Raw genomic sequence first — 24,672 nt, 5'->3', positions numbered from 1 at the left:
ACTGAACCGCCGTATACCGAACGGTACGTACGGTGGTGTGAGAGGTCGGAGGCTAGGCGCCTCCTCCTACTCGATTATGGAACTATCGGGCAGGATAGTTGAAGAGTGCTGTTTGATCTTTATTCAACAATTGGGCCATATTTTAGCTATTCCTCCTTCACAATAACGTGTAGTTTTTCTAGTATGTCCGCCAACAACTGGATGTTGATTCGTAATTCTCTCAATTAGTTGATTTTGTTTGTTTTACATTTTAAAATTCATAGTAGGGCTTCCTCATTAAGGCTTTGAGTTAGATTGGTCTCTATACTCGTATCTTACTGAGGGGCTCTATTAAACCTGATATTTAACGAGCTACAGGAATGCTAACAGGTGCATTAGTAAAAAATTGAAGGGTGATCACTAATTGAAAAATCCAGTAAAGATTCAGGCCATTATTGAAGAATTGGAAATGCAGTTTGATGAGTCTCGGACATTTTTAAATGTAAAAACTGGTGAAATCATTTCAGTAACTTTGGATGACTTGAGAGCAGCTGAAGATGAAGAAGAATTCGGGCATTTACCTGAGTGGGAACAAGAAGATAGAAAAGTTGCTAATGATGTATTTGAAAACTTTGGGAATTACAAGGAACTCCCAACAAAATATGAAATAAATGAATATGAGATCATAGAAGATTTTTGTTTTACTGTTAGTGATGAAAGAAAACAAGATAAATTATTAAGTTCAATTAAGGGGAAGGGTGCTTTTAGAAGATTTAAGGACAAAATCATTGACTTTGAAATGGAGGACCAATGGTATTCTTATCGTGACGAACGATATAAACAAATTGCGATTAAATGGTGTCTAGACAATAACATAGACTTTATTGATAAATAGACTTTAAAAATGAATGGCACGAGACCTATGGCTGAATAAGGTGATTGCTCTTTGTTCAACTAACGGGTGCTTTACTATATATTACAAGGAGCTGATGAGAAGCTCCTTTTCTTAAGCAAAAACGGGAAAAGTTAGTGAAAGAAGAAATGAAGGACTTGAGTCAATGAATTAAAGGAAGATGCCCTCTATTAAAGACGGTCATCTTCCCATGCTCTATCATAATCTCTTATATTGTGTTTTTCTTTTGGAGTTTCTTCTTGTTGGCTTTGTTGATCTGTTTTCTGCATTTGTTTTTGAGCTTGAGAACTAGATGATTCCATCTGGTTTTTTGATGAGTTTGAAGCTTGATTTGCTTGGGCACCTTGTGGAGAATCTCGAAATTGAGACACGGTTTGAATTAATTGAGAAACTTCTTGATGAATATTTGCAAGTTCTTGTCCTAATTCAGTATCAGTAAAGTTTGCATCAGGTAGTTGAGTGTCTATTTGTTTTTGCTGTTGATTGTTCTTGGTCATGTTAGAAAACCTCCTTAAAGTAGATAAATCATACCCTTTTATAATGTTCTATAGCTTCTAATAAATAGCTGGTAATTTTTATGGAAAAATCTAATGTATGTTTATAATGGGTGCTTACCCCAACTGAGGCAGCCTTTTTCTTGTGGTAGGATGGTTCCATAAGGAATACTGTTAAGTGACATTAAAGTCGTTTAAAACGTCAGTCCTGTTATTCCATTAAAGGGCCGGATTGTAGAGGGGCGGAAAAATTTGGTTATACAAATAATTGGGGGATTGGAAGAAGGAAAGCTATGTAATTAGTGATGTAAGTTTATGCTTTTTATGTAATAATTATATTGAAGAAATGTAAAGTTACAATTCATACATAGTGAAGGTGGGGATCATAATGGCAACGGGAACGCATACTGTAGTAGTTCCAGTAGATGTACAAGCAGTTTGGGATTATGTCAGTGATCTCGAAAAATGGGCAACGACAGTACCAGCCTATAAAGAACATGAAATCATAAATGACAAGCAATCTATTTGGACATTTGAAGGCAGTGTGAAAGGTATTAAAAAAACAATACAAGCGCAGGTAGATATTACCGAATGGAATGAACCTTCAAATATTAAGTTTGAACTAAAAGGTTTATCAGATAATTTTACAGGAAGCGGTCACTTTACTGCAGAAGATGTTAATGGTGAAACAATAATGACTTGTACGGTGGAAATCCATGCAGGCGGATTATCTGGTGCGGTGTTAACACCAATTATTAAATGGGCTGTTCCAAAAGTAGCATCTCGTTTAACAGAATCTATCGCACGTAAAATTGCAGTATTCTCATAGTTTTTTTTCAAAGAATGAAAACCACGATTCATTTTGGAGATACCTTCTCTGAAGTATAGATGGTAATATTCTAAAGTGACAAATATAATGATATCGAGCTCTACTAGAAATTTTATTAATTAGCGGAAAGGGGGCTGTCCAAAAAGGATGGCTTCTTTTTTTCAATATTCCAGAATCGCTTTTCTTAATGAACTAACAGGGCGTTAGTAGTATAAGAAAGCCACCAATTTGGTGGCTTTTGTTGGTTTGAAAAAAGTTTGAGAAAAACGTTTTATGATTTCGGATATTAGCATTTCTGTTTGTAAAAAAGTTAAATCATTTCGGTAGACGAAATTGAAAAATATCCTTGATTTATTATTAATTATCGTACTTGTATTTATGTAGTAAACAATGTTCCATTTAGTGCTTTAACATACCTAGCTGCAGATTTTTGAACTTGGTTATGGGCATCTTCTTTAATTACTCGGTGAAATGCGTCATATAAACGGCCAAAGTTAAATTCAGCAACCCGTTTTGCGATTCTTTCGACTGTTACACTTGGCATTGGGATGAAGTTTGGATAACTATACATAAAACTTACCCATTGACGATCAGCAACGATCCGAATGATATCCCCAGTCAGTAATATTCCGTTCTGGCTGTTTCCATTTTTCCATTCTAAAACGGTGCCGCCTTTAAAATGTCCGCCAATTCGCTGAAGGATGACACCTTCCTGTAATTCAATCGATTCTCCAGACCAGAAAATGATTTTTTCGCTTGGCCTCGTTACCCAGTCTCTTTCATCTTCATGAATATAAATCGGGGTGTCAAAAGCTTCGGCCCATTCCACTTGACTAGAGAAATAATGAGGGTGAGATAACGCTATTGCATCGATTCCACCTAAATCCTCAATTTGGGTAATCGTATCTTGATCAATGTATGTAATACAGTCCCATAATAAATTAAAATTCTTATCTTGTATTAAATAAGCAGTTTGTCCGATTCCAAAACTCGGACTAGTATTTATGCTATATAACCCCTCTTCGTCAAGATTAATAGAATTTTTAAATATTCCATCTCTTTTCATCTGTTCTAATGTTGTCCATGTTTGCCCTTTGGGACTAATATATTGTCTTTCTTCCCTGCAAATCAAACATTGATTGGGTACTTCTTTAGAACATTCATATTGGATTCCACATGTTTCACAAATATAATTAACCAAAAATCTTTCCCCCTTATTTACAAAAAACTTTATTAATTATTATAATTAAATAAGGGAATATTTTGAAATTTATTGCTCAAATTCCCCTTCCTGCATCCGTGCTATTATTCTTATGCAGTAAAGGGGAAGGATAGTTCAACAAGGTGGGAATATTTATATATTTGAAATAGAATTTTTTTCGCTTATGCTGAAAATAAAAAAGAAGGTTAAGACGTATGAATGTCACTGATTTAATTATATTGTCTGTGGGTATAGGCTTAATTAATTGTTTTAAGGACAAGAAATTTAATACAAATTATTTTTTAAAAACGTCTTTAACATTTTTCACATTAGGCCTAATCATAATGGGAAATCTATTTTCAAATGATTTATTAGATAAATATCTTCCTAGTGAAGAATATGGGATATGGCTATTTGGAGGTTTGTTATTGTTATATTCGATTTATACAACAATTAAAGGATTTTTAAAAAAGACCAATAGCGCTCTTCATTAATTATCTGTAGGGTGCAATTCTTTAATAAGGGATCGCTTTCCTTATTGAATAAACGGCGCAGAATTATTAAGGAATGGTTTAGGGAATTGGAACATAATTGGAGTAATTATGAAAGATAAAGGGGATACAAATGATGATAAAAGAAAAAAAGAAAGGCAAAGGTTTTTTCAAAGGCATAATGAATGAAATCTGTGATTCAATCTTATCTGAATTGATTTTTAACATCTTAACTCTTATCCCAAGAATGATAGTTCGTTTAGTAAAGAGTTTATTTTAATTGATTGAGTCGGAATTAATTTTTAATCAATTAACGGATGCTTTACTTCAATAAGGAAGGTTGCTGAGGCAGCCTTTTTCTTATGCCACTAACGGGGCAGAATGGAGAAAGAATGATTGTTGGATACTTCAAGTTATATATTTTTAGCAATTTATTGGGTCGAAATTATTATATGGTCGCTTAAAAATAAGGAAAAGGCTAAGAAGGAATTACTTCAAATAAAAAATAATTGGAAGACAGGAGTAGTAATATTGCTAATTATGGCTTCTATGATATTTGTATTGTAGTTTGTTTTCATTGTTAAGCTCACGTGGCAGGTTAGCAAGATTGTGAAGGTTTTTACTTAAGCTAACAGGTGTGTGTGCGGCCGAGCATGGGTCGTATTATATAGCGGGTGGGATTCCCGTCATACAAGGATTTCCAACTATACACTCACTAAACAGACTGGAAAATTTTAATAGCCTTAAACTTTAAATTAATCACGAGGTAATTGTATAAATGTTAATTTATTACCACAAACTAGAATGTTCAAAGATAGAAGGGAAGGAAGATACAAAATGACTAAGGTATTGTACATTACAGCTCATCCTCATGATGACACTCAATCTTACAGTATGGCTGTGGGAAAAGCATTTATTGAAACTTATAAAGAAGTAAATCCTAGCCACGAAATTGTAAACATTGACCTTTATAAGGAAAATATTCCTGAAATTGATGTAGATGTTTTCAGTGGTTGGGGGAAACTTCAATCAGGAAAGGGGTTTGAAGAACTTTCGTCGGAAGAGAAAGCAAAAGTTGGCCGACTCTCAGAGTTATGTGAGCAATTTATAGCTGCCGATAAATATATATTTGTAACACCTTTATGGAATTTTTCATTCCCACCAGTATTGAAAGCATATATTGATTCCGTTTCTGTTGCTGGTAAAACATTTAAATACACTGAACAAGGTCCAGTTGGCCTTTTAACTGATAAGAAGGCCATACATATTCAAGCTCGCGGTAGTATTTTTTCCGAAGGGCCATTAGCTGAAATGGAAATGGGTCACCGATATCTAAATATCATTATGCAATTCTTCGGAGTTCCTTCTTTTGAAGGTTTATTCGTTGAAGGACATGCGGCAATGCCTGATAAAGCACAAGAAATTAAAGAAAATGCTATTGCACAAGCAAAAGATTTAGCTCCAAATTTTTAATTTCCAAAGAAGTGTCACAGTCGGTGGTACACCGTGGTCGTTGGAGTGACTAACGGATGGCTCCAAGGCACCACAATTCAACGACCTTCTTCACCAGCCATTAAAACAGTATCGATATAGGGACCAATTTTCATTCTCTGTGGTGAAGCGCTGATCTTTGCGCTTCATGAATGGCTGACGGGGAAGGTTATTGAAAGAAGGAATTCGCTTTCAAAACTAGAATTTAAATAAATAACTAATGGGATAGGAAGGAGATTCTTATGATAATAAAGGGTTTTGGGGGAATCTTTTGGAGGACTAAAAATCTAGAGGATATAAAAAAATGGTATAGTAAAGTCCTGAACATTGAAATTGAAAATTGGAATGGTACCATTATTACACCACAATCAGGCAATGAAACTATCTTTTCCTTCTTTTCTGAAAGTGACCCCTATTTTCCAACAGAACAACAAGTGATGTTAAACTTTCAAGTTGAAAATTTGGGTGACAGTATCAAACATCTAGAAAAACTGGGCGTTCCCCTTGTTAGGGAAAAGACGATTAATGAATTTGGAAAGTTTATTTGGATTGAAGATCCAGAGGGAAGACGTATTGAGCTTTGGGAGAAGTAATAGGATAATAATAAATTTTGTTGTTGAACTAAGGGGTGCTTTAGTTCAATAAGGAATGATCAATCTTTTTCAGAATAACGATTTTTTATTTGCTGTTTTTTTAAGGGTTAAAGGGAGATTTTTGATCAAACTTTATTTTTAATAAATACATAAAAATAGAACGGAGATTTATAATGTTATTAAAAAATGTAACCTTTTTAAGTAATGAAATGAAATTTGAAAAAGGCGACCTTTATATTACTGATGGAACAATTCATTTCGAATCAACAATAGATTCTGAGGAGACAATTGATTGTACGAACTATCTAATTTTACCAGGATTAATAAATGCACATTTTCATAGCTATTCGCCACTTACAAGAGGTCTGGTAAAAGATATGGGTATACAGGATTGGTGTAACGATTCTAAGCAAGGGAAAATCCAACAATTATTTTTTGATTATATAGATAATATTGTCTCAAAAGAAGATTTTGTATGGGCTGCAAAGAAGAGTTATCTAGATATGATTAGATGTGGCGTGACGTTTGTCAGTGACTCCGACCCAGGCGATTACCCTAAATTATTAAGTAAAGCTATGAATGATATCGGCATAAGAGGAATCATTGATGTCTATGATGCCATTGATGATTACTTGGAGTCAGATCATCAAGTCCTATTCGGAACACATTTATTAGAAGAAGAAGATATTACAGAGGACACTTTACAATTCCTTATGCAAAAGAAAAATGATGATCATATAAAAATGACACATTGTATGGAAAATAGGTGGCGAAATGATTTAGTGAAAAATCAATTTAATAAATCAAGTGTGGAACTTTATGATCAAAAATCTTTGTTAGATAACAAAACAGTCCTTTTCCATGGCGTATATTTATCTAATTCAGATTTTGAAATCATTGCTAAGTACGGAAGCTCAATTGTTCACTGCCCAGTTTCCAATTTAGCTACAGGTGCAGGAATAGCAAACATAGGATCTATGTTACAAAAAGGAATTAATGTTTGTTTAGGAACGGATTACGCGGAAACAAATATGTGGGAAACGATGAGGATGTCTTATTATTTATTAAAGGTCAATCAACCGGTAGAAGAGTTTAGCGCAGAGAATATTTTTAAAATGGCGATTTCTCACGGTGCAAAGGCTTATGGGCTGGAACGAGAAGTTGGACAAATTCAAGAAGGTTATAAAGCAGACCTCGTATTTATTAAAAAAGAAGATTTTCTTTTACCATTACTCGAAACAGAGCATTATTCTACATTGCTGCATAATTTATTACTTTACTTGAAAGAAGATTCTATCAAACATGTAATGATTGATGGTAAGTGGATTATGAAAGAACGCCAAATCCAAACAATTGATCAACAAAAAGTCGAACAAAAATATAAGGAAGTTGTTAATGGATTTATTGAGTACGTGCACCAAAAAGAGATTACTATGAAATAGAATTTTTTTATTTGTATGACACTCAGTACGGTTAAAAAATCTTATTTTGATATCACTGAGGGGTTGCTTTTTTAGTACTGGTTGTGTAAATCCGCATTTTCTGACAGTACCTCTGTTCATAGCTTCAAACTACTTGACTTTTAACAACTTTAAACTATAATAATAACAGAATGAATATTCATTCCTGGTATGAGGTGAGAGAAATGTCCAAAAACAAACAAGATGATATTTTTGAAGCAGCTATGAAACTTTTTGCGGAACGTGGTTATGATGGAACCACAGTACCAATGATAGCTGACCAAGCAAAAGTGGGCGCTGGGACCATTTATCGTTATTTTGCCAATAAAGAATCCCTTGTTAATTCTTTATTTATCAAATGTGTTCTTCAGTTTTCTGAAGCCATAAGAACCGACTTTCCTTCTAATTCAATAATACGTGAGCAGTTTACCCACATTTTAATTAGAATATTTGATTTTGCAAGAAAAAATGTGAATGCTTTTATATTTATAAATTCTCATGATGATGGTTATTATCTGGATGAGAATAGTAAAGAAACGTTTAATGACTTTCTGGACTTCATTATAAGAGTAATAGAGGATGGAAAGGAAAAAGGATATATTCGCCCCTTACCGTCATCTGCATTAATTGCGATGGTTTATGGACCAATTGTAATGTTAGTTAAGATGATCGAGACAGGGAAACTAGCAGAGACACCGGAATTATTAAAAGAACTTGAAGAAAGCGCATGGAATGCTATTAGAGTCATTTGATTCGGGTAGCTTCGCAACAATAGGAATGAATATTCATTCCTATATAAAAGAAAGGTGAAATCAAATGAAAAATTTGGGGAAGCCTCTCCTTTGTCTTATGGATAATCGTTACGATTGTGTCGTTAACAACAATGCCTAATATGGACCATTTGACCAAAGAAAAAGGACAAATTACGGTCCCAGATACTGAACAAATGCGCTGTTTCTAAAGAGATGATAAAGCAAATGGATAAAAAAGGCGGCGAAACGTATGGCAGTATAGCGGTCTTCAACAGTGGAAGCGATAAGGGCTTAACGAAAAAACCAGCAACTCCTTTTCTTATGGAACTAGGGGCAGGATAGTTTAAAATGATATTTAAACCCAGTTATTGGAATTTCATGGTAAAATGAGTTTCTAAACTGTTGTTATGAACGAGATAGAGACAAAAAGCGTAAGGACTACTTAATTTGGTTTATTAGTGCATTACTCTTTTATTGGATAGCTATTGACCATTATTTCTTCAACTTATAGACGCGTTAGCTAAAGATCAGAACTGTCTTTAAGGCAGCGTTTTCTTTATGGAACTAATGGGGCAGTATTCCTGTAATAAATGAAAATTAGTATTGAGCACATCTCTCTTATTAAACAAAACCAGCTAAGTTTGGGATTTAATACACTTAAAGTAACGGGTGCGTTCGTTGAATTACATTGTCAGAAAAAGGGCTCTTTCATATAAGGGAAGTTGTAAGAGGGTACGGTGATGTTACTACAATTTTTTTACAAATCGGGATGACCAATAATTTACAATTGTGGTAAGCTTGATTTTGTTATATACATCATTTTTCAAGGGATGTGCAAGGGATGCTTAAACGAATAATAACTAAGTACGAACACGAAGGCCTGACCCCGGAGGAAATTGAGCATTTAAATACTATAAAGGGACAAAATCCTTATGGGATGCTAACTCTATTATTAGGTCTAGTATCCTTTATCTTTGGGCCACAGTATATAATTATTCCTATCGTATCTTTGTTATTGGGTTTTATTACTTACCGGACCTTTGATTCTGAAAAAGAGGATAATCCTTGGACGTTTTACATTGGACTATTATTTGCTTTAACAGGATTAATATTGAACTTTTCACATTATGTACACGTATTGAGCTAGATGTTTCTGCTATATTTATTTTTTTACTTCTTTAGCTAGATATTAACGGTCAATGGCTTGAGGTGGTCTTTCAAACCAACCGTGCTTAATCATTAAGTTTGCAGCAACTCCATCAAATTGAAATGAGACATGTAAAGTGTTTAATTGACGCAGAAAAATAAAAAACCACTCAAAGTGGTTTTTTAATCGCGCATTGCTCCTGCCTCTCGGGAAGTCATTGCACCTTGTCCTTCGCTTACATCTTTTTGAATTTCTTGTTTTACTTTTCGTGCATCTGTTCCGGAAAATTGTGGTTTCATAATTGAACCCAATTTCGCTTTAGCTTGTTGATCCTGTTGCATACAACTCCTCCTTAATTTATTGTTTAACAACCTTATTATTTACAAAGAAACACTCGTTATTCCTGAGAATTTGAGCAAAGTTCCCTTAAAGTAGGGGGTGTTCAGCATCCCGTATTAACTTCATCAATAAAAAGTGCAGTAGCTTCTTCTTTAAAAGCAGATTGGATCGTGGATGATTATTTTAATAGTGGCGAACGAATAGAACCCTGGATTGATAAAAGGGTTGTTAAATATCATCGAACTTTTGAAGAATATTATCAATTTTTAAAGCTAGCTGGATTCAAGATTGAAGATATTAGAGAAGGCACTCCAAGAGTTGAGGAATTTAGCAATGAAAGTGAATATAAACGTCGAATGAGAATTCCACTATTCTTGATTTTTTCTTGTGAAAAGTAATATTTCCTCAAAAAGGGAGGTTGCCTCGGAATTCTTTTCATCAAGAACTATCGGGGGCAAGTTAGTGAGAAGGGAAGTACAAAAAGATTGAGGAATAGTAAAACAAAAGGGGAGCAGTTTATGAATAATGAATTTGAAAAGGCCTTGAATTTACTGGAAAAAAGTGATAAAGAAACTTATCCGACATTTGCTTACTCTGTATTAAATAATTATATTCCTGGACAGGTTTATATGGATGAATTAAAGAGAACAGTTATTGTTGGAACTGATTCAGGTATTTTTTTTGTTGGTGGAGACGAAAGGAACAATGGTCTTGACAGCATATTTTTAAAAATTTTTAGAAGTAGAAAAAATGAAAAAATGCGATTCACTTTGTTTTCTCCATCAAAAGAATGGGATCAAGTTATAAATAAGTTGTTTGGAAATGAGTTAAGACAAATGCAGAGATATTCTTTTCATTTTAATAAGGATACATATTCAACAATAAAAAGGGGGAAATCACCCAATGATTTTATAGTAAAGAGAATAGATGAAAAAATAATTACTGAAAGTCTGGAATTTAATGAAGCTTATTATAATGAATATTGGGGTTCAGTATCAAATTTTCTTGAGAATGGTTTTGGTTATTGTTTGTTACATAATGATACCGTTGTAAGTGAGTGTACATCTATATTCAGTTCATCACAATTTGCTGAAATTGATATTGCAACTCAAAATAAGTATAGAGGAATGGGCTTAGCTCAAAATGTTGCAGAAATATTCATTGGACATTGTATTGAAAGAAATTTGAAACCCAATTGGGACTGTGTTGTTAACAACTTTGCGTCGATAAAGCTGGCTGAAAGATTAGGATTCGAAAATCCAATGGAATATTCGGTATTCGTTAGAAGGTAAAAAGTTCTTATTGGAGATATGGATTTCAATAACTTATTTATGAATTGGTCAATGATAAAATAAAGTAATAATTTCCTTGATTAAATGAGGTGTAGAAATGTATTGGAAATTAAGAATTCCTCTTTTTTTGTTTGTTATGGGTGTTACATCTGGTCTTTATCAGAAGTTTCCTAACCTTTTTCTTGTAAATACATCTTATTTTATAAGAAGTGTTGTATTTATTGGCGTAATTGGGATCATATTCACTATTTTAGAGAATTCAAAAGTAAATGAAAAAAAAGTCCATATTATTATTGGGATGACGTTAATTTGTACAGGAATTTTATTTGATAATCTAATGGTATAAAAACCATCCTTAATGAACTAACGGAAGCTTTACTTCAATAACAGAGTTGCTTCAGCAGCTCTTTTTTTTATGGAACTATCGGGGCAGTTTAGTTCAATAGGAAAATCAAAAATTGGGGATAATACCTTTAAAATTGTTAAAGGAGAGAGGCCCAATGAAAACTAAATTGTCTATTTTAATCTTAACTATGATTATGTTAATAACTGTTAATGTAAATGCACAAACTTCCGAAAAGTATACGGATAATAGCAAAAAACAACTAATCAGTGCAAATGAAATTTATCAAAAAAACAACTTAGATTATTATGATGAATTCAAATCGGCAACCCTGAATATTAGAGAAAAAATTCTGTATAAAGATTTAAAATCAACAGTAAATAAATATGCGGAAAAATATTCACTAGTTAATAGTTACAATAATCCACACCCACATATTGATCCGAAGAGGCAGGTATATCTTTTTTGTTCTATTAAAGAGAAAAAAGAAAGTTTTATCCATAAATATTTAATTGTAGATGCTGAGACAAAAGAGCCAATAACTGAAGGAAACGGAGAAAGGTGGTACTACCATTAAAGGTCTATACTAACCCTCAAATGGGTGCTTTACTTCACTATCAGGAGCTGATCAGCAGCTCTTTTACTTATGGAACTAAGGGGCAGATTATTTGAATAACAATTGAACCATTATACCTCAAAAACTGGACTATTTTTTTAAAAACTAGGAAAGATAACTTATGAGGTGAGTTTTATGAAAAAGCTATATATATTGATTATTACCATTCCGATGTTGTTTCTTTGTTCAATGCAAGTATACGCACAACCTAAAGAATGTCCTGTGTTAAGTGAATTAGAGAAAACATCGATTAAAGATAAAAAAGAGGTAACAAAAGCGTTAAATACTTTAATACCAAAAACTTATGGAACTGGAATAGATGATTTTCCTGACATATATACTAAGTGGGATGTAGTAACTGCCAAACCTTTTCCCGAAACAGTTGGCAATAAAGATGAAGAAGACTATTTTGGAATGGCAAAGACCTTTTGTGGCAAAGAAATTGCTGAAAAATCATGGCTTGTACGTTTAGATTTCCCCAAAGCTCCTGGAGCTAACTTAGCCCAAGGTCAAATATTTTTAGCTAAAAGTAAGGAAAAAGGATGGTTTGTTTGGTTTCAATACCATTAAAATATCTGGGGAAAAATAATTGAATAAAACTTTACAGTTCTTAGGAAACTAAAGTGGGTGATAAAATGAAAAATTTCGCAGTAATGCTTTTGATAGCAATATTCTTAATAAGCTCTAATACGCCAGTTTATTCAAAAACAATAAATGAAGCTGATACGGAACTATGTGAAACACTTAAATATGCACTTATAAAAAGCCTTAGACAACCAGTAGATAAAGCAATTGCTGCAATATATAAAGATGATAAAGATGCACCAAGTAATCTTACTTGGGCTTCGTATGACACAGAAATACTCAAAATTAAGCAACTGTACGGAGTTGGTGGAGAATATGAGATAACTCTAAAAGTCCACCCTTATTATGATGCTCATAATAGTTATGGAATAGATGAGGTTGTTGTAAATACAAGGGGTGAGTTAATAGATTATAAGCACATAAAAACATATCCTTGAACTTCAACTAACGGATGCGGTCTTCATTAAGAAGGATCGCTTTTTCTTATGGAACTATCGGGGCAGGTTAGTTGAAGAAGAATGATGGGTTATTATGGTAATATGAGATTATAGGGGGGCTATCTAAATGAAAAATTTGATTATTGGTATCATAGTTTTATTGGTACTTTGGCTAATACTTCCGTTATTTAATATAAACTCATCATATTTAATTCCTAATGTAATTGAATGGGCTTCAAAGTTCATACTTCCGTGGATAGTATTGTATTGGATTATCAGACTCACTAAAAATTTAGAAAAAATTTAATAGACTTTATTGAACTAAAGGGTGCTTTAGGAAGGTTGCTGAGGCAGCCTTTTTCTTATGGCACTAACGGGGCGGCAGGTTAGCTCCATAATGATAATGAAAATTATGTGGTAAAATTAGTTAATTATGTGGAGTGGGGAGGATATTAAATGAGTAATTGGCTATACGTTCTTTATGCTGTAATTTTAGGAATAGTATCTTGGTTTACTGGGGAAATAGTAACCTTTGTTATGTTGGGGGTTATTCTAATTGCTTTGAATAATATAAATTCAACTCTTAAAAAGATTTATCTTCAAAATAATGAGAGAAGTAATAACGAAGATAAACAGTGAAAATAATTTGATTAAAAACTAACCGGTACTTTTACTTCAATAACAGGAGCTGATCAGCAGCTCTTTTTCTTATGGAACTAGAGGGGCAGGTTAGTTGGATTGCCTGCCAAAGAATAGGAGTGGTTTGAATTTATGGCAATAACAAAGAAAAGATTCTTCATTATTTGTATAGTGGGTATCATACTCAAGTATCTTGCAAGTTCTGGACTGCAATACTTCAGGGGACAAACGATAAATTGGTTAGGGAATTTAGCATACGCATTCTATTTCGTAGCATTTCTTTCACTTTTACTTTGGTTATTTGGAGATTCTGGTAAGAAAAAAGCCGATCATTAATTCAGTGATTGGCTCAGGCTGTTGAGAAACCCTCGACAGCCTTTAATGAACTAACGGGTGCACTACTTCAATAAGAGAGTTGCTTTGGCAGCACTTTTTTTATGGAATATTGGGGCAGGTTAGTTGAACAAAGATAAGATATAATTTAGATTAAAATATTAAATTTTAATAAAAAAAAGAAAGGAAGCATGATTATGACAGAAATGTTACCCATTACATCGGAGAATTTAGAGCAATGTATCGAACTTTACACGAAAGTTTTTAATAATGAGCCATGGAGTGAAAGTTGGACATACGAAACTGCCAAAGAGAGACTTACTGACTTATTACATACTCCTAAATTTCTTGGTTTTTTATTTCATATTGATAACAATCTAGTTGGTTTTATTGCTGGAAATAGTAAAGTGTCTTATCAAGGTTTAACTTTTTACTTGGCAGAGCTTTGTGTAAATAATGAAATACAAGGTAAAGGTTATGGCTCAAAAATACTGCATTCTTTAGAGGAGGAACTACAGAAGAGAGAGATAAAAAGTCTTTATTTATTAACTGCTAACGGCGGGCTTGCAGAAGCATTTTATCGAAAAAATGATTATGTAATAAATGAACATAGGATAGTTATGAATAAAAATTTATAATTGTACCAATCTTAATGAACTAAAGGGTCAGGTTAGTTGGATAAGGTAATATTTGGATTAAGATAGATATAAGTAGTTGTTTTAATATTTAAACCTTATTTACCGAACAATTGGACCTTTAGAAGAGAGCTGAACAAACAAGAAATAGAATTATTGAGGCTTATGAGAGTGTTAAGGCATTTTATTTTGATTATAGCAATGAAATGAATACCATTTGGCGATGAATTATTTTACTAAGTTTTTAATGTTTTTACTGATATATGCAAAGGTTGCAGTACACTAATAAAGTAATAAGGTTTACTTCAGTAAAATAAGGTATATTATATTTAATGAATAGATTCTCTTTAAAGACAAGAAAAGTAGGTGAACAAAGTGGGAAAATATCAATTGGATACCAAAGGTAAGGTAGCTGTGACAAAGTTTCATGAAAAACAGGCGCCTGCCAAATTTGATAAAAAGCAGCACCTTGAAAAAATACGTGCGGAGTATTTGAAAAAGAAGCAAAAACAAACAGATAAATAATATGAATGAAAACATAGGAAGATTAAAACCTCCCTATGTTTTTCTTATTCGAGGTTCTTTTTACAATTGATGATGGAGTTTATTATTCCCATAAATTTCAGATTCGGTGACAAAAAACTCGTCATCAGATATCCATTCCTCACTAAAAATTTCAGTAGCAGAATCAATAGACCAGCCGTTATTTTGGATACACCAGTAATCTCCAGCAGAAATTTTTAAAACATTTGGATACTCACTTGGCTTAGGTAGCTGAATAAAAAGGTAAGTCTCGATCTTTTCAGCAAGATACTTTCTCAACACCCCACACTCAAAGAAATCAGGGAATCCCAATGCGCTGAATTTACTTCTAATAACTTAAAGGTAAACCAATGAGTAAACCTATAAAAAACCTACTAACGCAATTATGGAATTCTTTATATAAAAAAATAGATAGATGATGAGTTAGAGTAAGCCTTAGACAAAATTAGCTTATCGAACATCAATAGAAAGTTTGAAAATCGCTTAGAATGGTTTTCTGAACACACAAAGCTGATTAATAAGCATAGATGGTATGTAGCAAGCTACCAGCGTTTAGCTTAATAACTTTTATTGCTAGTAGTTTTCTTACCACAGCTAACATATCTGATATGCTCCAATAGAAAATAAAGCAACGCATTCCAATATAGAAAATTCATACTTTCAATTTTACGTTGGACGAGTTCTTTATAAAAATGGTTACGGTTTTGGTTACGTTTTTCCGGATTTTTTGTATATGGTGCAAACAAACACAAGAAAATAGGTAAGTTATTCATCGTTCAGATATACACAGGCTATTTTTTCAAACCTCTTACTTATGCAACTAACGCATGCGTTAGCTGAAGATCGGAGCTGTCTTTAAGATAGCTCTTTTTTTATGGAACTAAAGGAGCAGGATAGCTTAAGTGAAGTAATTTATAGTAAATGAGGTATGGTTTTGATTCTTGGAGGGGGGACAACAATTATTAAAAAAGTTTGTATGAAATTTATATTTGCATTTAGCGTATCTATATTTTTATTCGGATGTAGTATAGAAAAAGAAGATTTGAAAGAAGATCCTGGGCTTGATAGAGCCCAAAAGATAGAAATATCGTCAGAAGAAAATCCAGAATCGGTTTTAAACGTTATAGATAATCAAGAAGATGTAAGTGAATTTGTTAATGCACTAGAAGTTGATAAATGGAGTATTGTAGATACTCCTTCGAATTCGACTAAAGGGTATATTTATAAGATGTACCAAGAGAATACAGTCAAACTTGGAGAGCCTATTACAGTTAAAAAGGAACTTAAACAAATCGCTACAATTATTACATATAAAGATAGTCCTTATATCGAGCTTAGAACCAAGAAACTAAATTTAAATTTTAAAGTTCCAAAAGATGTAGCAGAATACCTTTCTAATCACGATAATTAAAAACATAACCATACAACAATTTCGTCAACAGTACGTTATATCTTCTTATTGAATTAAACTAGCTGGTAGTTTGTAAAGAATTAGCTATTAACTGGTCTGTATCCTGTGAATAATACATAATGATTATTTCACTAACAGTGCTTTACTTCATTACCAGGACCCGACAGACGGGGATAATTCTGGTTATAATAAAGCCGTTCTTTTTTGAAATTTGTCTAGTTATTAAGTAATAGTCTTAATGTCTTTTCGAATAATTATAATAATGGTGAAATATTCATATATATTAGGTGATTCTAGGCGATTTCCTACCAGATAGGGTGATTTAAAAATGGCATCTATTGTTTACACAGTAATATTAATTGTTAGTTTTTTATTTTTAGTGTGGAAAAATGACGATCAAGAGTCTTATTTTCCGTTAAAAATAATTGGATATTTTATATTAGGTTCATTTGCCTTTAATTTCAATCAAATTTCACTTCCACTTGGGTTTGTAGTGTATCTGATATTTTTTCGACCTAAGTTAAATGTACAGGTAAAACGAATAGCTGCGGTTTTTGGTTTTCTTGCATTTATATTCGTCCAATGGGCCATACCATATGCCATGGATGACTGGGGAAATCGCCCAATATTCATTAAGCATGAACTTGGTTCAGTATATACGATGAACTTTCAAGAAGAATATGAACTAGTCAAGCAAGAATTAAATCTAGAGAATAACAGTTTGAGGCTTGAGGATTTTGAAGTAGACTATACTGAAGATGGTAGAATTACAGACTTAAGCTGGCAACTAATTGGGCAAAATGGCAATAGCTATAATCTCTATGAAATTCGATATGATATTGATAGGAATAGGTATCAAGTTATGAATAGTCAGCTTGAAACATGGCTCCAATACAATCGATTAATTGATGCTGAGCATTTTTTTGAAAATCTTAATGTGCTTGATATTAAAGATATTACTCATGCTAAGGGTGACTTTTCTTCCTATGGTATACAAAGTACAGGGGAACGAACAAATTATGAAGTAGAAAATCGAGCTTATGTCGTATTAAATGGAGAAATACAATTATTAGATGATAAGCAATTACCAGTTGAAGGTTATTATATTTCAACATTTGCAACGAAGAAAACGGGAGAAGAAAGGGATGACCAAGGAAATATCACACAAGAAAGTTTCGAAGGTACTGTATTATCTGATTATCTATTTGATGTAAAATTTGGTGAGAAATGATAGAAATTATTGTTACCAAGCTAAATTTCATCTAACGGTATGTGTTTCTTACGTAATCAAGACGAATCCTATTATCGGGTGCGTTAGCTGAAGATCAGAGCTGTCTTTAAGGTGTGCCAGGCATGGCAACTATCTAGGTGGTGAAAGTCCACTGTGGGGGTACACATCGACCAACCACTAAGGAAGCGCAAGGTACTTATCGTGAGGTAAGGGCTGGAGGAAGCGTGGAATAAAATCTTGGCTCGACGAACAGGAATCTGATACTAAGGCTCTATAAAGGGATTAAACTCCAAGACAAGTTAATGTTAACTTCCGTGGAATTGTAGTTGGAGATCCTCTTACATTTGAAAATAATGAAGAGGGGTTCGTAAAACTATTAAGTTGGATTCAAAACTTACAAAAACTAAAAAACTTAGATTCCACAATAGTGGGTATGGAAAATTACAAGGGTTATGAAATCCTGCGAATAAGTGAGCATTCGAGAGATATTCGTATCAAACTGAGGGAGTTTTATAAGGGAAATGGTCTTTTATGGTAAAATAAATAAGGAAAGGGAACTTTTACCTTTTTTGTTTAGTTTAATAAGAATCAATGGTAAAATGATGAGAATTAATTATGCTATGGGGCTGGTCAGTTGTAATTTTATAAAGGAGTTGTGAGAAGTTGAAATATCGTAAAGCAACTATCGATGATATTGATAAATTGGTCGAGTTAAGAAAAAAGCAATTAGTTGATGAGGGGATAGAACCTAATATAGATATTGATAGAGAACTATATGTTTTCTTTAAAAGTAAACTAAGTGATGGTACTTTAATTCAATGGCTAGTGGAGGATAATGAAGAAATTATAGCTTGTGGTGCAGTAATTTTTTATGAATTTCCACCTTGTTACACCAATAAGACTGGAAAAAAGGCTTATATCACAAATATGTATACTAATGAAAATTATCGTGGGCAAGGAATCGCAACAAAGCTGTTAACTAAATTAGTTGATGAAGTTAAGATTTCAGGTATTTCAAAAATATGGCTTGGGGCTTCAAAAATGGGTAGACCAGTATATAAGAAGTTTGGTTTTATGGAAACTGATGAATTTCTAGAATTAAATACTTTTTAATAATTTGTGAAGTATAACACTTAAACTAACGGGTGCGTTAGCGCCAAAGAAGGCCGCCAATTGGTGGCCTTTTAAAAGTATGATTCTTTATATAATCATACTTTTTTTGTCTTGCTCCCTCTTTTTAAACAAAAACTGTGACATATGAGAAAGGTAAATTAAAAGGTATGAGCGTTTTATAAAATCACCTACTTTTAACGTCCGTTAAAGTATGGATAAACAAAGTGGGAAAAATTTTGAACGAGAACAATATCAATTGTTAAAACGAATGATCCGGAAAGGGGATGTTCTTTACATTCATTCACTGGATCGTTTTGGACGGAACAAGGATGAAACCCTTAGATTCTAAGACTAAGTGTTTTTATTTGTCAGATTGACTTAAGGTTGAAATGAGAAAGGCGTCACGATTGTTTGCTTAATTGGCCAGTAATTTTGTTCTTAAACTTGACATTTCTTTATCCATTAAGGAAGAAGCTTTGGCAAGCTCAATTAGCTGCTTTTGAGCATCCTCTGGTATAGTCTCGCCTTGATATTTATAGTTTAGTTTATGCTCGGTGGATGCCCAAAAATCCATAGCGGAAGTACGAATTTGTATTTCTGCAGGAACCCATATTATTTCGTTGGATAGGATGACTTGGGTTTCTACAATCAGGTGCAAACTTTTATATCCGCTCATTTTCGGGTCCTGAATATAATCCTTTACGCGTATCATTCGAATGTCTTCACGTTGCTCGATATGCTCCTTCAACATATATACGTCATCAATAAAACTTGTGACAATTCTAACTCCCAAAATATCTCTTATTTCATTCCTCACCGCTTCTTGTGTTAAAGGAATTTCTTTTTTTTGTATTTTCTCCACCAAAGAACTTAATTTTTTCATACGTGTTTTCATATGTTCAATAGGAGAATAGCCATGTTGTGTTTTCCATTCTAAGTCAATAACCTTGAAATCACTTTCTAATTCATGTAGGGCCATTTGGTAAGGTAAAAAGAACCCACTCCAATTGTCTAATACTTTTTGAATAACCTCGATTTTCATCTTTTTTTTCAGCATGTCCACAGCCCTCCTGTTATTATTCTGTTATCATAACCAATACCCTAAAAAAAAAGCAACTTTCCATTTTTGTGAAAGTTGCTTTTACTGATTATTTATCAACATAGTGAAATAAGATTGTGAAGAAATGTACTTAAACTATCGGGTGCCTTAGCTGAAGATCGGAGCTGTCTCTAAGGCAGTTTTTTCTAATGGAACTAAAGGGGCAGAATAATTAAATAAGATATTAAAAAAATTATTTAATAATCGAGGGTGAATTTATGAAAATAATGACTATTGGCATAATATTGGTTGTTGTTGGGTGCAGCATTTTAGGGTGGCTAATTAAAGAAGCCTACAAAAATAATAAGAATGAAAGTACAAAAAATAAAATTCTCTATTCATTATGGGTAATATTAGGTGTCTTACTAGATACAAGTGGATTAATCATTATCTTTGGTCTTATATTATTAGGAGTTTTTTTAATAATCTATTATCCACTCTTCAACTAACGGGTGCGTTAGCTGAAGATCGGAGCTGTCTCTAAGGCAGTTTTTTCTTTATGCAACTAACGGGACAGGTTAGGTAATAGGCTGGATCATGTGAAGAAAATAATATACAAGATAATTAGCTTGGTTTTAGGTGTATTAACTGTAATTTTATGCATAAAATTAAGTAGATATTTAATAGGCAATATAATACTGGCATTACCAATCGGAGTATTTATTGCAGCATCAATAAGGTAATACACAAATAAAATTATTAATAAGTAAAAGGAATATCCTCTAATGTTTTAGTGCCAGCTGATTGCGAATCATACTCATTTTAAGATAATAAACGGACAGAATAAGAGTTATTTCTGTCTGTTTTTATCTTACTTAGAAACTTAAAGTTTTCTACCAAAACCCAATTTGAATGCAATATTCACTCGTTTAATTTATTAAGTATTTTTATACCAACTTCAGTAATCTCTGTTCCCTGTTTTCTAATTCCGACTTTAATGCAATTAGCTTTATTTAATATTGATAATCGATGGCGCAATTTGGAATCTGACAAAAAATAAGGGAGCATTTCTTGTATCACACCTCTTCCCACGTTCTTTCCTCTCTTATTACAATTCCATAGTATTTGTAATATCGATTTATAATCTTCTATAAAACTTCCCGTTTTTAAGAAGAGAAGTGTCTCATCAATCTCTGATAATGAATTATCAGAGGAGCTAACAGTCTCTTGTGATAGTAAAATCTGATCTGGTAGATGAATTTTAGTGACTACATTCCCTTCAACAGTGACCATTAAATAATGGAAAAAATTTTCAAGTTCTCGTATATTACCTGGCCAATTATAATTCATTAAAAGTTTTTTTACATTTGATTCAAACATTAGATTTTTCTTATTTGATTTTAAAAAGAAATCTATAAATATAAATAAATCCTGCTTCCTTTCTCTAAGTGAAGGGATTTGCAATGGTAGAACATTTAGACGATAATATAAATCTTCACGAAACGCACCTTCTCGAATCATTTGATGTAGGTTTTGATTGGTAGCTGCAATAACTCGTACATTTATCGGTATTATTTTATTGCCACCTACACGCATAACTTGACGTTCTTGAAGAACGCGTAGAAGGGATGCTTGAAGACTTAGGGAAGCATCCCCAATTTCATCCATGAAAATAGTTCCATTATGGGCTAATTCAAATAAGCCCATTTTTCCCTCTTTTCTAGCTCCTGTAAATGCCCCACCTTCATATCCAAATAATTCACTTTCTATTAGTGTTTCGCTTAGTCCTGCAAAATTAACAGCCACAAATGGACCATCTTTTCTTTCGGAACTATTATGTATAGCTTGAGCAAAGACTTCTTTTCCAGTACCATTCTCTCCAGTAATTAACACTGTATAATCACTTTTAGCCAATTGAACTGCTTTTTGTTTTGCAGATAAAATCAAAGAACTTTCCCCAATAATATTGTCAAATGAATATTTTGTGGTTAAACCTAACTCTGTACTTTTCCGTCTAATTTCTTGCTCCATTCTTTGAACCCTTGTAACATCTTGAAATGTGATGACAAGGCCTACTAGTTGTTTGTTCAAGATTAAAGGAACTTTCGATACTAGCAAAGAGCGATTGTTTATTTGAAATAAGTTATCAAGTTGTTCTTTTTGATCTAAATATGTCTCATTAATCTGAAAATCAGGTAGAATTTCTCTATAATGCTTTCCAATAAAATTTATAGAAGGGAGTTGTAGAATTTGATATGCATCTTCATTTATCAATGTAATAATGCCTTTTTCATCTAGCCCTATAATCCCTTCATGTACTGCATTTAAAATCGATTCTAATTTTTGTGTTAATTGTTTTTCATTTTGAATTGCTAATGATAAATTCCTTCCCATATTCACAAAATCTTTAAAGAATTCTGCCGTATAGAAGTGCGCCTTTTCTAAGGAAAGGTTTAAAAGACGAGCAATATCAAGCATAGTTGTTAAATCAATTGGTCGGTTTTCTAAATTGATAGTGCTTTTGATATGTTTCGGCACAAGTTCAGCTTGTCCAAACGTAATAGCCAAGTCTAGGTTCTCTGTCTGTTCGACGCTTGTAAGACCAGGAATATAAGGAATTAACTTTAAATGTCCAAATCCAAAGGCGTGTAGAACATCAATAGAGTCTCTAGCCCCTTCCATAGAGGTAGTAACTAATAAAATTTTTGTTTTAGCAGGCAAATCCAAAAGCTGTTCTAACTTTGCAATTTGAACAGAACGTCGAGCAACCATAAGAGGAATATTTAAATTCAATTTTCTAAAAGCTTCTTCTAGCACTGGGCTAGACAGTAAAATTAAATCAGCTTTATGGATAACCTTCTCATTTAATGGCAATGTTTCATAACATGTATCAATGTCAATTTTTGAACCAAAAAACATTTGAAGATTTTCTTCAAATGTTTTGATTACTGTTTTAGTGCTAGTTACAAGAAGTATAGTAGGCTTTTTCATCTTCTTCTCCTTACCACACAATTACATTTTGCTCTTATTCTAACAGATTTTAAGGTAACTTAAAAAGGACCCCATTTTATTAATACACCAATTGTTAAGAAAATGGCTGCTAAGATTGCCCATAAGATCGATAACGGAATCATAAATTTAAGCCATTTGCCATATGAAATACCACTAGTAGCCAGTATTGCCATTAACACACCTGAGGTTGGATTAATACAATTCACTACGCCTTCCCCAAATAAAACAGATTGTACAGCTACTTGACGAGTAATATGCAACAAATCAGCAAGTGGCACCAATATTGGCATTAACATAGCTGATTCTCCTGAACCAGAAGAAATTAAAAAATGAAGAGCTGCACTTCCTAAAAACATACCTAAGGTTCCTGTAACAGGAGAAAGTGGAGCCAAAAGAGTCGAAAGGTGGTATATAATGGTATCGAGAAGTTGGCCATGTTCAAGCACAACAATTACAGCTCGGGCCATTCCTACAATTAATGCACCGTATACAAGTTTCTGACATCCGGCCATAAATGTTTTAGCGATATCATTCACATTCATTCGAGAGATAAGCCCAGCACCTATAGCTATAAAAATAAATAAACCTGCCATTTCGCTTTCAGTCCATTTGAAAATGAGTGTGCAAATAATAAATGTTAGTAAAGATCCACCTGAAAATAATAAAACAAGCTTATGTTGTAATGTTAATTTCTGTGTTTGTATTTCGTTCTCGCTGACACCTAAAGAATTAGGAAATCTTTCTAAACCTAAAATACTGTGCCCAGTGTTTTTAACTTTACGTGCATATCGATATATATATAATATTGTACATAGTAAGAAAGTTAGATAAATGACAATACGGAAACCCATTCCAGATAATAATGGAAGCTCAGCAATACGCTGTGATAAGCCTAATGTTTGTGGGCTTATAAGAGAAACATTCCACCCTGCATAAGTACCTAGATAAATGATAGATACTCCAAAAATAGCGTCTAATTTTAATTTGCGAGCAATCATTACACCTATAGGGATAAAGGCAATAACGGAGTTTACGATAATTCCGGTAGTACCAAGTATAGAAAACATGAAACAAATAGGAATAATGAGTAGAAGTACCTTCCCCTTACATAAATTAATAATACTCCGAATGAAAGTATCAATCGCTCCCGTTTTATCAATAACTGCCAATGCACCACCAGTAAATAAAATAAGAAAAATCAAAGGAGCACCGGCGACCATTCCACTTTGAATTGCAGTAAAAATTTCAAGAAAATTAACAGGAGTGGATTTTACTACATGATAACTTCCAGGGACAGTCATCGTAATATCACCTTTTTCAATTCGATCGAATACCCCAGCTGGTACAAGATATGTCGCAATTGTGCAGGCAATTAAAATATAAAACAAAAGAACATAAGCATCAGGTTGTTTAAATGTTTTTCTTTTAATAGGTTTAGGAACCAGTTTTTGAGCCGTAGATTGCATAAATATGTTTCCCCCTAATTACATAATAGCATTTCAATGATAAAGCTTGAAAGTCTCTCCTCCTCTGCTTGTATTTCCTTTATTTTGAATTAAGATTCGAGTACGAATACTCACAATTAAACATAATGCAAAAAGCATGCCAATTCTGTGAGGAAAGGAATAGATTCTACAAAGCGGCTTATATTAAATAAACGGATCATTTATAGGTTGTTTTATAGGTATTAATAACTTAAAAAATAACCTATAAATAAAACTAAGAAACAAAGGTAGTTAATTTTATAAAGAAAA

At 33.0% G+C, this 24,672-nt stretch carries 27 protein-coding genes and 3 pseudogenes; 23 read left to right on the top strand and 7 right to left on the bottom strand.

Going from position 1 to position 24,672, the window contains the following annotated elements:
• The first annotated feature begins 403 nt into the window (after window positions 1–403).
• Entirely contained in the window at window positions 404–874 is a 471-nt protein-coding gene (locus tag SB775_RS21845) for a UPF0158 family protein (RefSeq protein WP_410863264.1), read from the top strand.
• A gap of 188 nt (window positions 875–1,062) precedes the next feature.
• On the opposite strand, the gene SB775_RS21840 is transcribed toward SB775_RS21845, so the two are convergent.
• The gene (locus SB775_RS21840) at window positions 1,063–1,389 is read right to left on the bottom strand and encodes a hypothetical protein (RefSeq protein WP_410863262.1); all 327 of its coding nucleotides are present in this window, start codon (window positions 1,387–1,389) and stop codon (window positions 1,063–1,065) included.
• A 385-nt stretch (window positions 1,390–1,774) separates the two neighbouring features.
• On the opposite strand from SB775_RS21840, the gene SB775_RS21835 reads away from it, so the two are divergent.
• Window positions 1,775–2,215: an SRPBCC family protein gene (locus SB775_RS21835; protein ID WP_089364937.1), complete on the top strand. Its 441-nt coding sequence runs from the start codon at window positions 1,775–1,777 to the stop codon at window positions 2,213–2,215.
• Window positions 2,216–2,591: 376 nt separating this feature from the next.
• Here SB775_RS21835 and SB775_RS21830 read toward each other — a convergent pair whose 3' ends face one another.
• Window positions 2,592–3,416 (bottom strand): MBL fold metallo-hydrolase, encoded by an 825-nt coding sequence (locus tag SB775_RS21830; RefSeq protein WP_410863261.1) that lies wholly within the window; start codon window positions 3,414–3,416, stop codon window positions 2,592–2,594.
• Window positions 3,417–3,631: 215 nt separating this feature from the next.
• Between SB775_RS21830 and SB775_RS21825 the strand changes: the two genes are divergently transcribed.
• The 6 genes and pseudogenes from SB775_RS21825 to SB775_RS21800 form a co-directional block, all read left to right on the top strand.
• Window positions 3,632–3,910 (top strand): hypothetical protein, encoded by a 279-nt coding sequence (locus SB775_RS21825; RefSeq protein ID WP_410863260.1) that lies wholly within the window; start codon window positions 3,632–3,634, stop codon window positions 3,908–3,910.
• 834 nt (window positions 3,911–4,744) lie between these two features.
• The gene (locus SB775_RS21820; RefSeq protein ID WP_089364940.1) at window positions 4,745–5,380 is read left to right on the top strand and encodes an FMN-dependent NADH-azoreductase; all 636 of its coding nucleotides are present in this window, start codon (window positions 4,745–4,747) and stop codon (window positions 5,378–5,380) included.
• Between the two features lie 263 nt (window positions 5,381–5,643).
• Window positions 5,644–5,991 (top strand): VOC family protein, encoded by a 348-nt coding sequence (locus SB775_RS21815; protein ID WP_410863268.1) that lies wholly within the window; start codon window positions 5,644–5,646, stop codon window positions 5,989–5,991.
• A 173-nt stretch (window positions 5,992–6,164) separates the two neighbouring features.
• Complete coding sequence (locus SB775_RS21810; protein WP_410863258.1) at window positions 6,165–7,433, top strand: amidohydrolase family protein; 1,269 nt, start codon at window positions 6,165–6,167, stop codon at window positions 7,431–7,433.
• 203 nt (window positions 7,434–7,636) lie between these two features.
• Entirely contained in the window at window positions 7,637–8,203 is a 567-nt protein-coding gene (locus SB775_RS21805) for a TetR/AcrR family transcriptional regulator (protein WP_089364942.1), read from the top strand.
• Window positions 8,204–8,274: 71 nt separating this feature from the next.
• Window positions 8,275–8,506: pseudogene (locus tag SB775_RS21800) on the top strand (MMPL family transporter); the annotation flags it as partial.
• A 1,026-nt stretch (window positions 8,507–9,532) separates the two neighbouring features.
• Here the strand turns inward: SB775_RS21800 and SB775_RS21795 are convergent.
• Window positions 9,533–9,691, bottom strand: a complete 159-nt coding sequence (locus SB775_RS21795; RefSeq protein WP_176432076.1) for a hypothetical protein — start codon at window positions 9,689–9,691, stop codon at window positions 9,533–9,535.
• 168 nt (window positions 9,692–9,859) lie between these two features.
• Between SB775_RS21795 and SB775_RS21790 the strand changes: the two genes are divergently transcribed.
• From SB775_RS21790 to SB775_RS21745, 10 genes are all read left to right on the top strand, one after another.
• Window positions 9,860–10,087 carry an SAM-dependent methyltransferase gene (locus SB775_RS21790; protein ID WP_410863256.1) on the top strand — a complete coding sequence of 76 codons (228 nt, stop codon included), beginning with the start codon at window positions 9,860–9,862 and terminating at the stop codon, window positions 10,085–10,087.
• Window positions 10,088–10,207: 120 nt separating this feature from the next.
• The gene (locus SB775_RS21785) at window positions 10,208–10,981 is read left to right on the top strand and encodes a GNAT family N-acetyltransferase (RefSeq protein WP_410863254.1); all 774 of its coding nucleotides are present in this window, start codon (window positions 10,208–10,210) and stop codon (window positions 10,979–10,981) included.
• 97 nt (window positions 10,982–11,078) lie between these two features.
• Entirely contained in the window at window positions 11,079–11,327 is a 249-nt protein-coding gene (locus SB775_RS21780) for a hypothetical protein (protein WP_410863252.1), read from the top strand.
• 154 nt (window positions 11,328–11,481) lie between these two features.
• Window positions 11,482–11,901, top strand: a complete 420-nt coding sequence (locus SB775_RS21775; RefSeq protein ID WP_410863250.1) for a hypothetical protein — start codon at window positions 11,482–11,484, stop codon at window positions 11,899–11,901.
• A gap of 174 nt (window positions 11,902–12,075) precedes the next feature.
• Complete coding sequence (locus tag SB775_RS21770; protein ID WP_410863249.1) at window positions 12,076–12,510, top strand: hypothetical protein; 435 nt, start codon at window positions 12,076–12,078, stop codon at window positions 12,508–12,510.
• 65 nt (window positions 12,511–12,575) lie between these two features.
• Window positions 12,576–12,962, top strand: a complete 387-nt coding sequence (locus tag SB775_RS21765; protein WP_410863248.1) for a DUF3888 domain-containing protein — start codon at window positions 12,576–12,578, stop codon at window positions 12,960–12,962.
• Between the two features lie 456 nt (window positions 12,963–13,418).
• Complete coding sequence (locus SB775_RS21760; protein WP_061465009.1) at window positions 13,419–13,601, top strand: hypothetical protein; 183 nt, start codon at window positions 13,419–13,421, stop codon at window positions 13,599–13,601.
• A 132-nt stretch (window positions 13,602–13,733) separates the two neighbouring features.
• Window positions 13,734–13,937, top strand: a complete 204-nt coding sequence (locus SB775_RS21755) for a hypothetical protein (RefSeq protein ID WP_061465007.1) — start codon at window positions 13,734–13,736, stop codon at window positions 13,935–13,937.
• A 194-nt stretch (window positions 13,938–14,131) separates the two neighbouring features.
• The gene (locus tag SB775_RS21750) at window positions 14,132–14,572 is read left to right on the top strand and encodes a GNAT family N-acetyltransferase (RefSeq protein ID WP_410863246.1); all 441 of its coding nucleotides are present in this window, start codon (window positions 14,132–14,134) and stop codon (window positions 14,570–14,572) included.
• A gap of 372 nt (window positions 14,573–14,944) precedes the next feature.
• Entirely contained in the window at window positions 14,945–15,094 is a 150-nt protein-coding gene (locus SB775_RS21745; protein ID WP_089365001.1) for a hypothetical protein, read from the top strand.
• A 60-nt stretch (window positions 15,095–15,154) separates the two neighbouring features.
• Here the strand turns inward: SB775_RS21745 and SB775_RS21740 are convergent, their stop codons facing one another.
• Window positions 15,155–15,424 (bottom strand): hypothetical protein, encoded by a 270-nt coding sequence (locus SB775_RS21740; protein ID WP_089365002.1) that lies wholly within the window; start codon window positions 15,422–15,424, stop codon window positions 15,155–15,157.
• 622 nt (window positions 15,425–16,046) lie between these two features.
• Here SB775_RS21740 and SB775_RS21735 point away from each other — a divergent pair.
• The 5 genes and pseudogenes from SB775_RS21735 to SB775_RS21715 all read left to right on the top strand — a co-directional run.
• Complete coding sequence (locus SB775_RS21735; RefSeq protein ID WP_410863244.1) at window positions 16,047–16,523, top strand: hypothetical protein; 477 nt, start codon at window positions 16,047–16,049, stop codon at window positions 16,521–16,523.
• Window positions 16,524–16,851: 328 nt separating this feature from the next.
• The gene (locus SB775_RS21730; RefSeq protein WP_410863242.1) at window positions 16,852–17,754 is read left to right on the top strand and encodes a hypothetical protein; all 903 of its coding nucleotides are present in this window, start codon (window positions 16,852–16,854) and stop codon (window positions 17,752–17,754) included.
• 304 nt (window positions 17,755–18,058) lie between these two features.
• Window positions 18,059–18,193: pseudogene (locus SB775_RS21725) on the top strand (IS110 family RNA-guided transposase); the annotation flags it as partial.
• Between the two features lie 224 nt (window positions 18,194–18,417).
• Complete coding sequence (locus SB775_RS21720) at window positions 18,418–18,867, top strand: GNAT family N-acetyltransferase (protein ID WP_410863241.1); 450 nt, start codon at window positions 18,418–18,420, stop codon at window positions 18,865–18,867.
• A gap of 211 nt (window positions 18,868–19,078) precedes the next feature.
• Window positions 19,079–19,210, top strand: a pseudogene (locus SB775_RS21715) (recombinase family protein); the annotation flags it as partial.
• A 72-nt stretch (window positions 19,211–19,282) separates the two neighbouring features.
• Here the strand turns inward: SB775_RS21715 and SB775_RS21710 are convergent.
• The 3 genes from SB775_RS21710 to SB775_RS21700 form a co-directional block, all read right to left on the bottom strand.
• Entirely contained in the window at window positions 19,283–19,924 is a 642-nt protein-coding gene (locus SB775_RS21710) for a GTP pyrophosphokinase (RefSeq protein WP_410863239.1), read from the bottom strand.
• Between the two features lie 903 nt (window positions 19,925–20,827).
• Window positions 20,828–22,897 (bottom strand): sigma-54 interaction domain-containing protein, encoded by a 2,070-nt coding sequence (locus tag SB775_RS21705; protein WP_410863238.1) that lies wholly within the window; start codon window positions 22,895–22,897, stop codon window positions 20,828–20,830.
• 59 nt (window positions 22,898–22,956) lie between these two features.
• On the bottom strand, window positions 22,957–24,384 hold the full coding sequence (locus tag SB775_RS21700) for a YfcC family protein (protein ID WP_410863236.1): 1,428 nt from the start codon (window positions 24,382–24,384) through the stop codon (window positions 22,957–22,959).
• Window positions 24,385–24,672 lie beyond the last annotated feature (288 nt).

The organism is Peribacillus sp. SIMBA_075, assembly GCF_046534585.1.
This window is presented reverse-complemented; position numbering and strand designations above follow the sequence as displayed.

Excerpts from the sequence above, each read along its gene's own strand:
- SB775_RS21840 (WP_410863262.1), bottom strand. The coding sequence starts at position 1,389 with ATGACCAAGAACAATCAACAGCAAAAACAAATAGACACTCAACTACCT.
- SB775_RS21835 (WP_089364937.1), top strand. The coding sequence starts at position 1,775 with ATGGCAACGGGAACGCATACTGTAGTAGTTCCAGTAGATGTACAAGCA.
- SB775_RS21825 (WP_410863260.1), top strand. The coding sequence starts at position 3,632 with ATGAATGTCACTGATTTAATTATATTGTCTGTGGGTATAGGCTTAATT.
- SB775_RS21820 (WP_089364940.1), top strand. The coding sequence starts at position 4,745 with ATGACTAAGGTATTGTACATTACAGCTCATCCTCATGATGACACTCAA.
- SB775_RS21810 (WP_410863258.1), top strand. The coding sequence starts at position 6,165 with ATGTTATTAAAAAATGTAACCTTTTTAAGTAATGAAATGAAATTTGAA.
- SB775_RS21805 (WP_089364942.1), top strand. The coding sequence starts at position 7,637 with ATGTCCAAAAACAAACAAGATGATATTTTTGAAGCAGCTATGAAACTT.
- SB775_RS21795 (WP_176432076.1), bottom strand. The coding sequence starts at position 9,691 with ATGCAACAGGATCAACAAGCTAAAGCGAAATTGGGTTCAATTATGAAA.
- SB775_RS21785 (WP_410863254.1), top strand. The coding sequence starts at position 10,208 with ATGAATAATGAATTTGAAAAGGCCTTGAATTTACTGGAAAAAAGTGAT.
- SB775_RS21780 (WP_410863252.1), top strand. The coding sequence starts at position 11,079 with ATGTATTGGAAATTAAGAATTCCTCTTTTTTTGTTTGTTATGGGTGTT.
- SB775_RS21775 (WP_410863250.1), top strand. The coding sequence starts at position 11,482 with ATGAAAACTAAATTGTCTATTTTAATCTTAACTATGATTATGTTAATA.
- SB775_RS21770 (WP_410863249.1), top strand. The coding sequence starts at position 12,076 with ATGAAAAAGCTATATATATTGATTATTACCATTCCGATGTTGTTTCTT.
- SB775_RS21765 (WP_410863248.1), top strand. The coding sequence starts at position 12,576 with ATGAAAAATTTCGCAGTAATGCTTTTGATAGCAATATTCTTAATAAGC.
- SB775_RS21760 (WP_061465009.1), top strand. The coding sequence starts at position 13,419 with ATGAGTAATTGGCTATACGTTCTTTATGCTGTAATTTTAGGAATAGTA.
- SB775_RS21755 (WP_061465007.1), top strand. The coding sequence starts at position 13,734 with ATGGCAATAACAAAGAAAAGATTCTTCATTATTTGTATAGTGGGTATC.
- SB775_RS21750 (WP_410863246.1), top strand. The coding sequence starts at position 14,132 with ATGACAGAAATGTTACCCATTACATCGGAGAATTTAGAGCAATGTATC.
- SB775_RS21730 (WP_410863242.1), top strand. The coding sequence starts at position 16,852 with ATGGCATCTATTGTTTACACAGTAATATTAATTGTTAGTTTTTTATTT.
- SB775_RS21710 (WP_410863239.1), bottom strand. The coding sequence starts at position 19,924 with ATGCTGAAAAAAAAGATGAAAATCGAGGTTATTCAAAAAGTATTAGAC.
- SB775_RS21705 (WP_410863238.1), bottom strand. The coding sequence starts at position 22,897 with ATGAAAAAGCCTACTATACTTCTTGTAACTAGCACTAAAACAGTAATC.
- SB775_RS21700 (WP_410863236.1), bottom strand. The coding sequence starts at position 24,384 with ATGCAATCTACGGCTCAAAAACTGGTTCCTAAACCTATTAAAAGAAAA.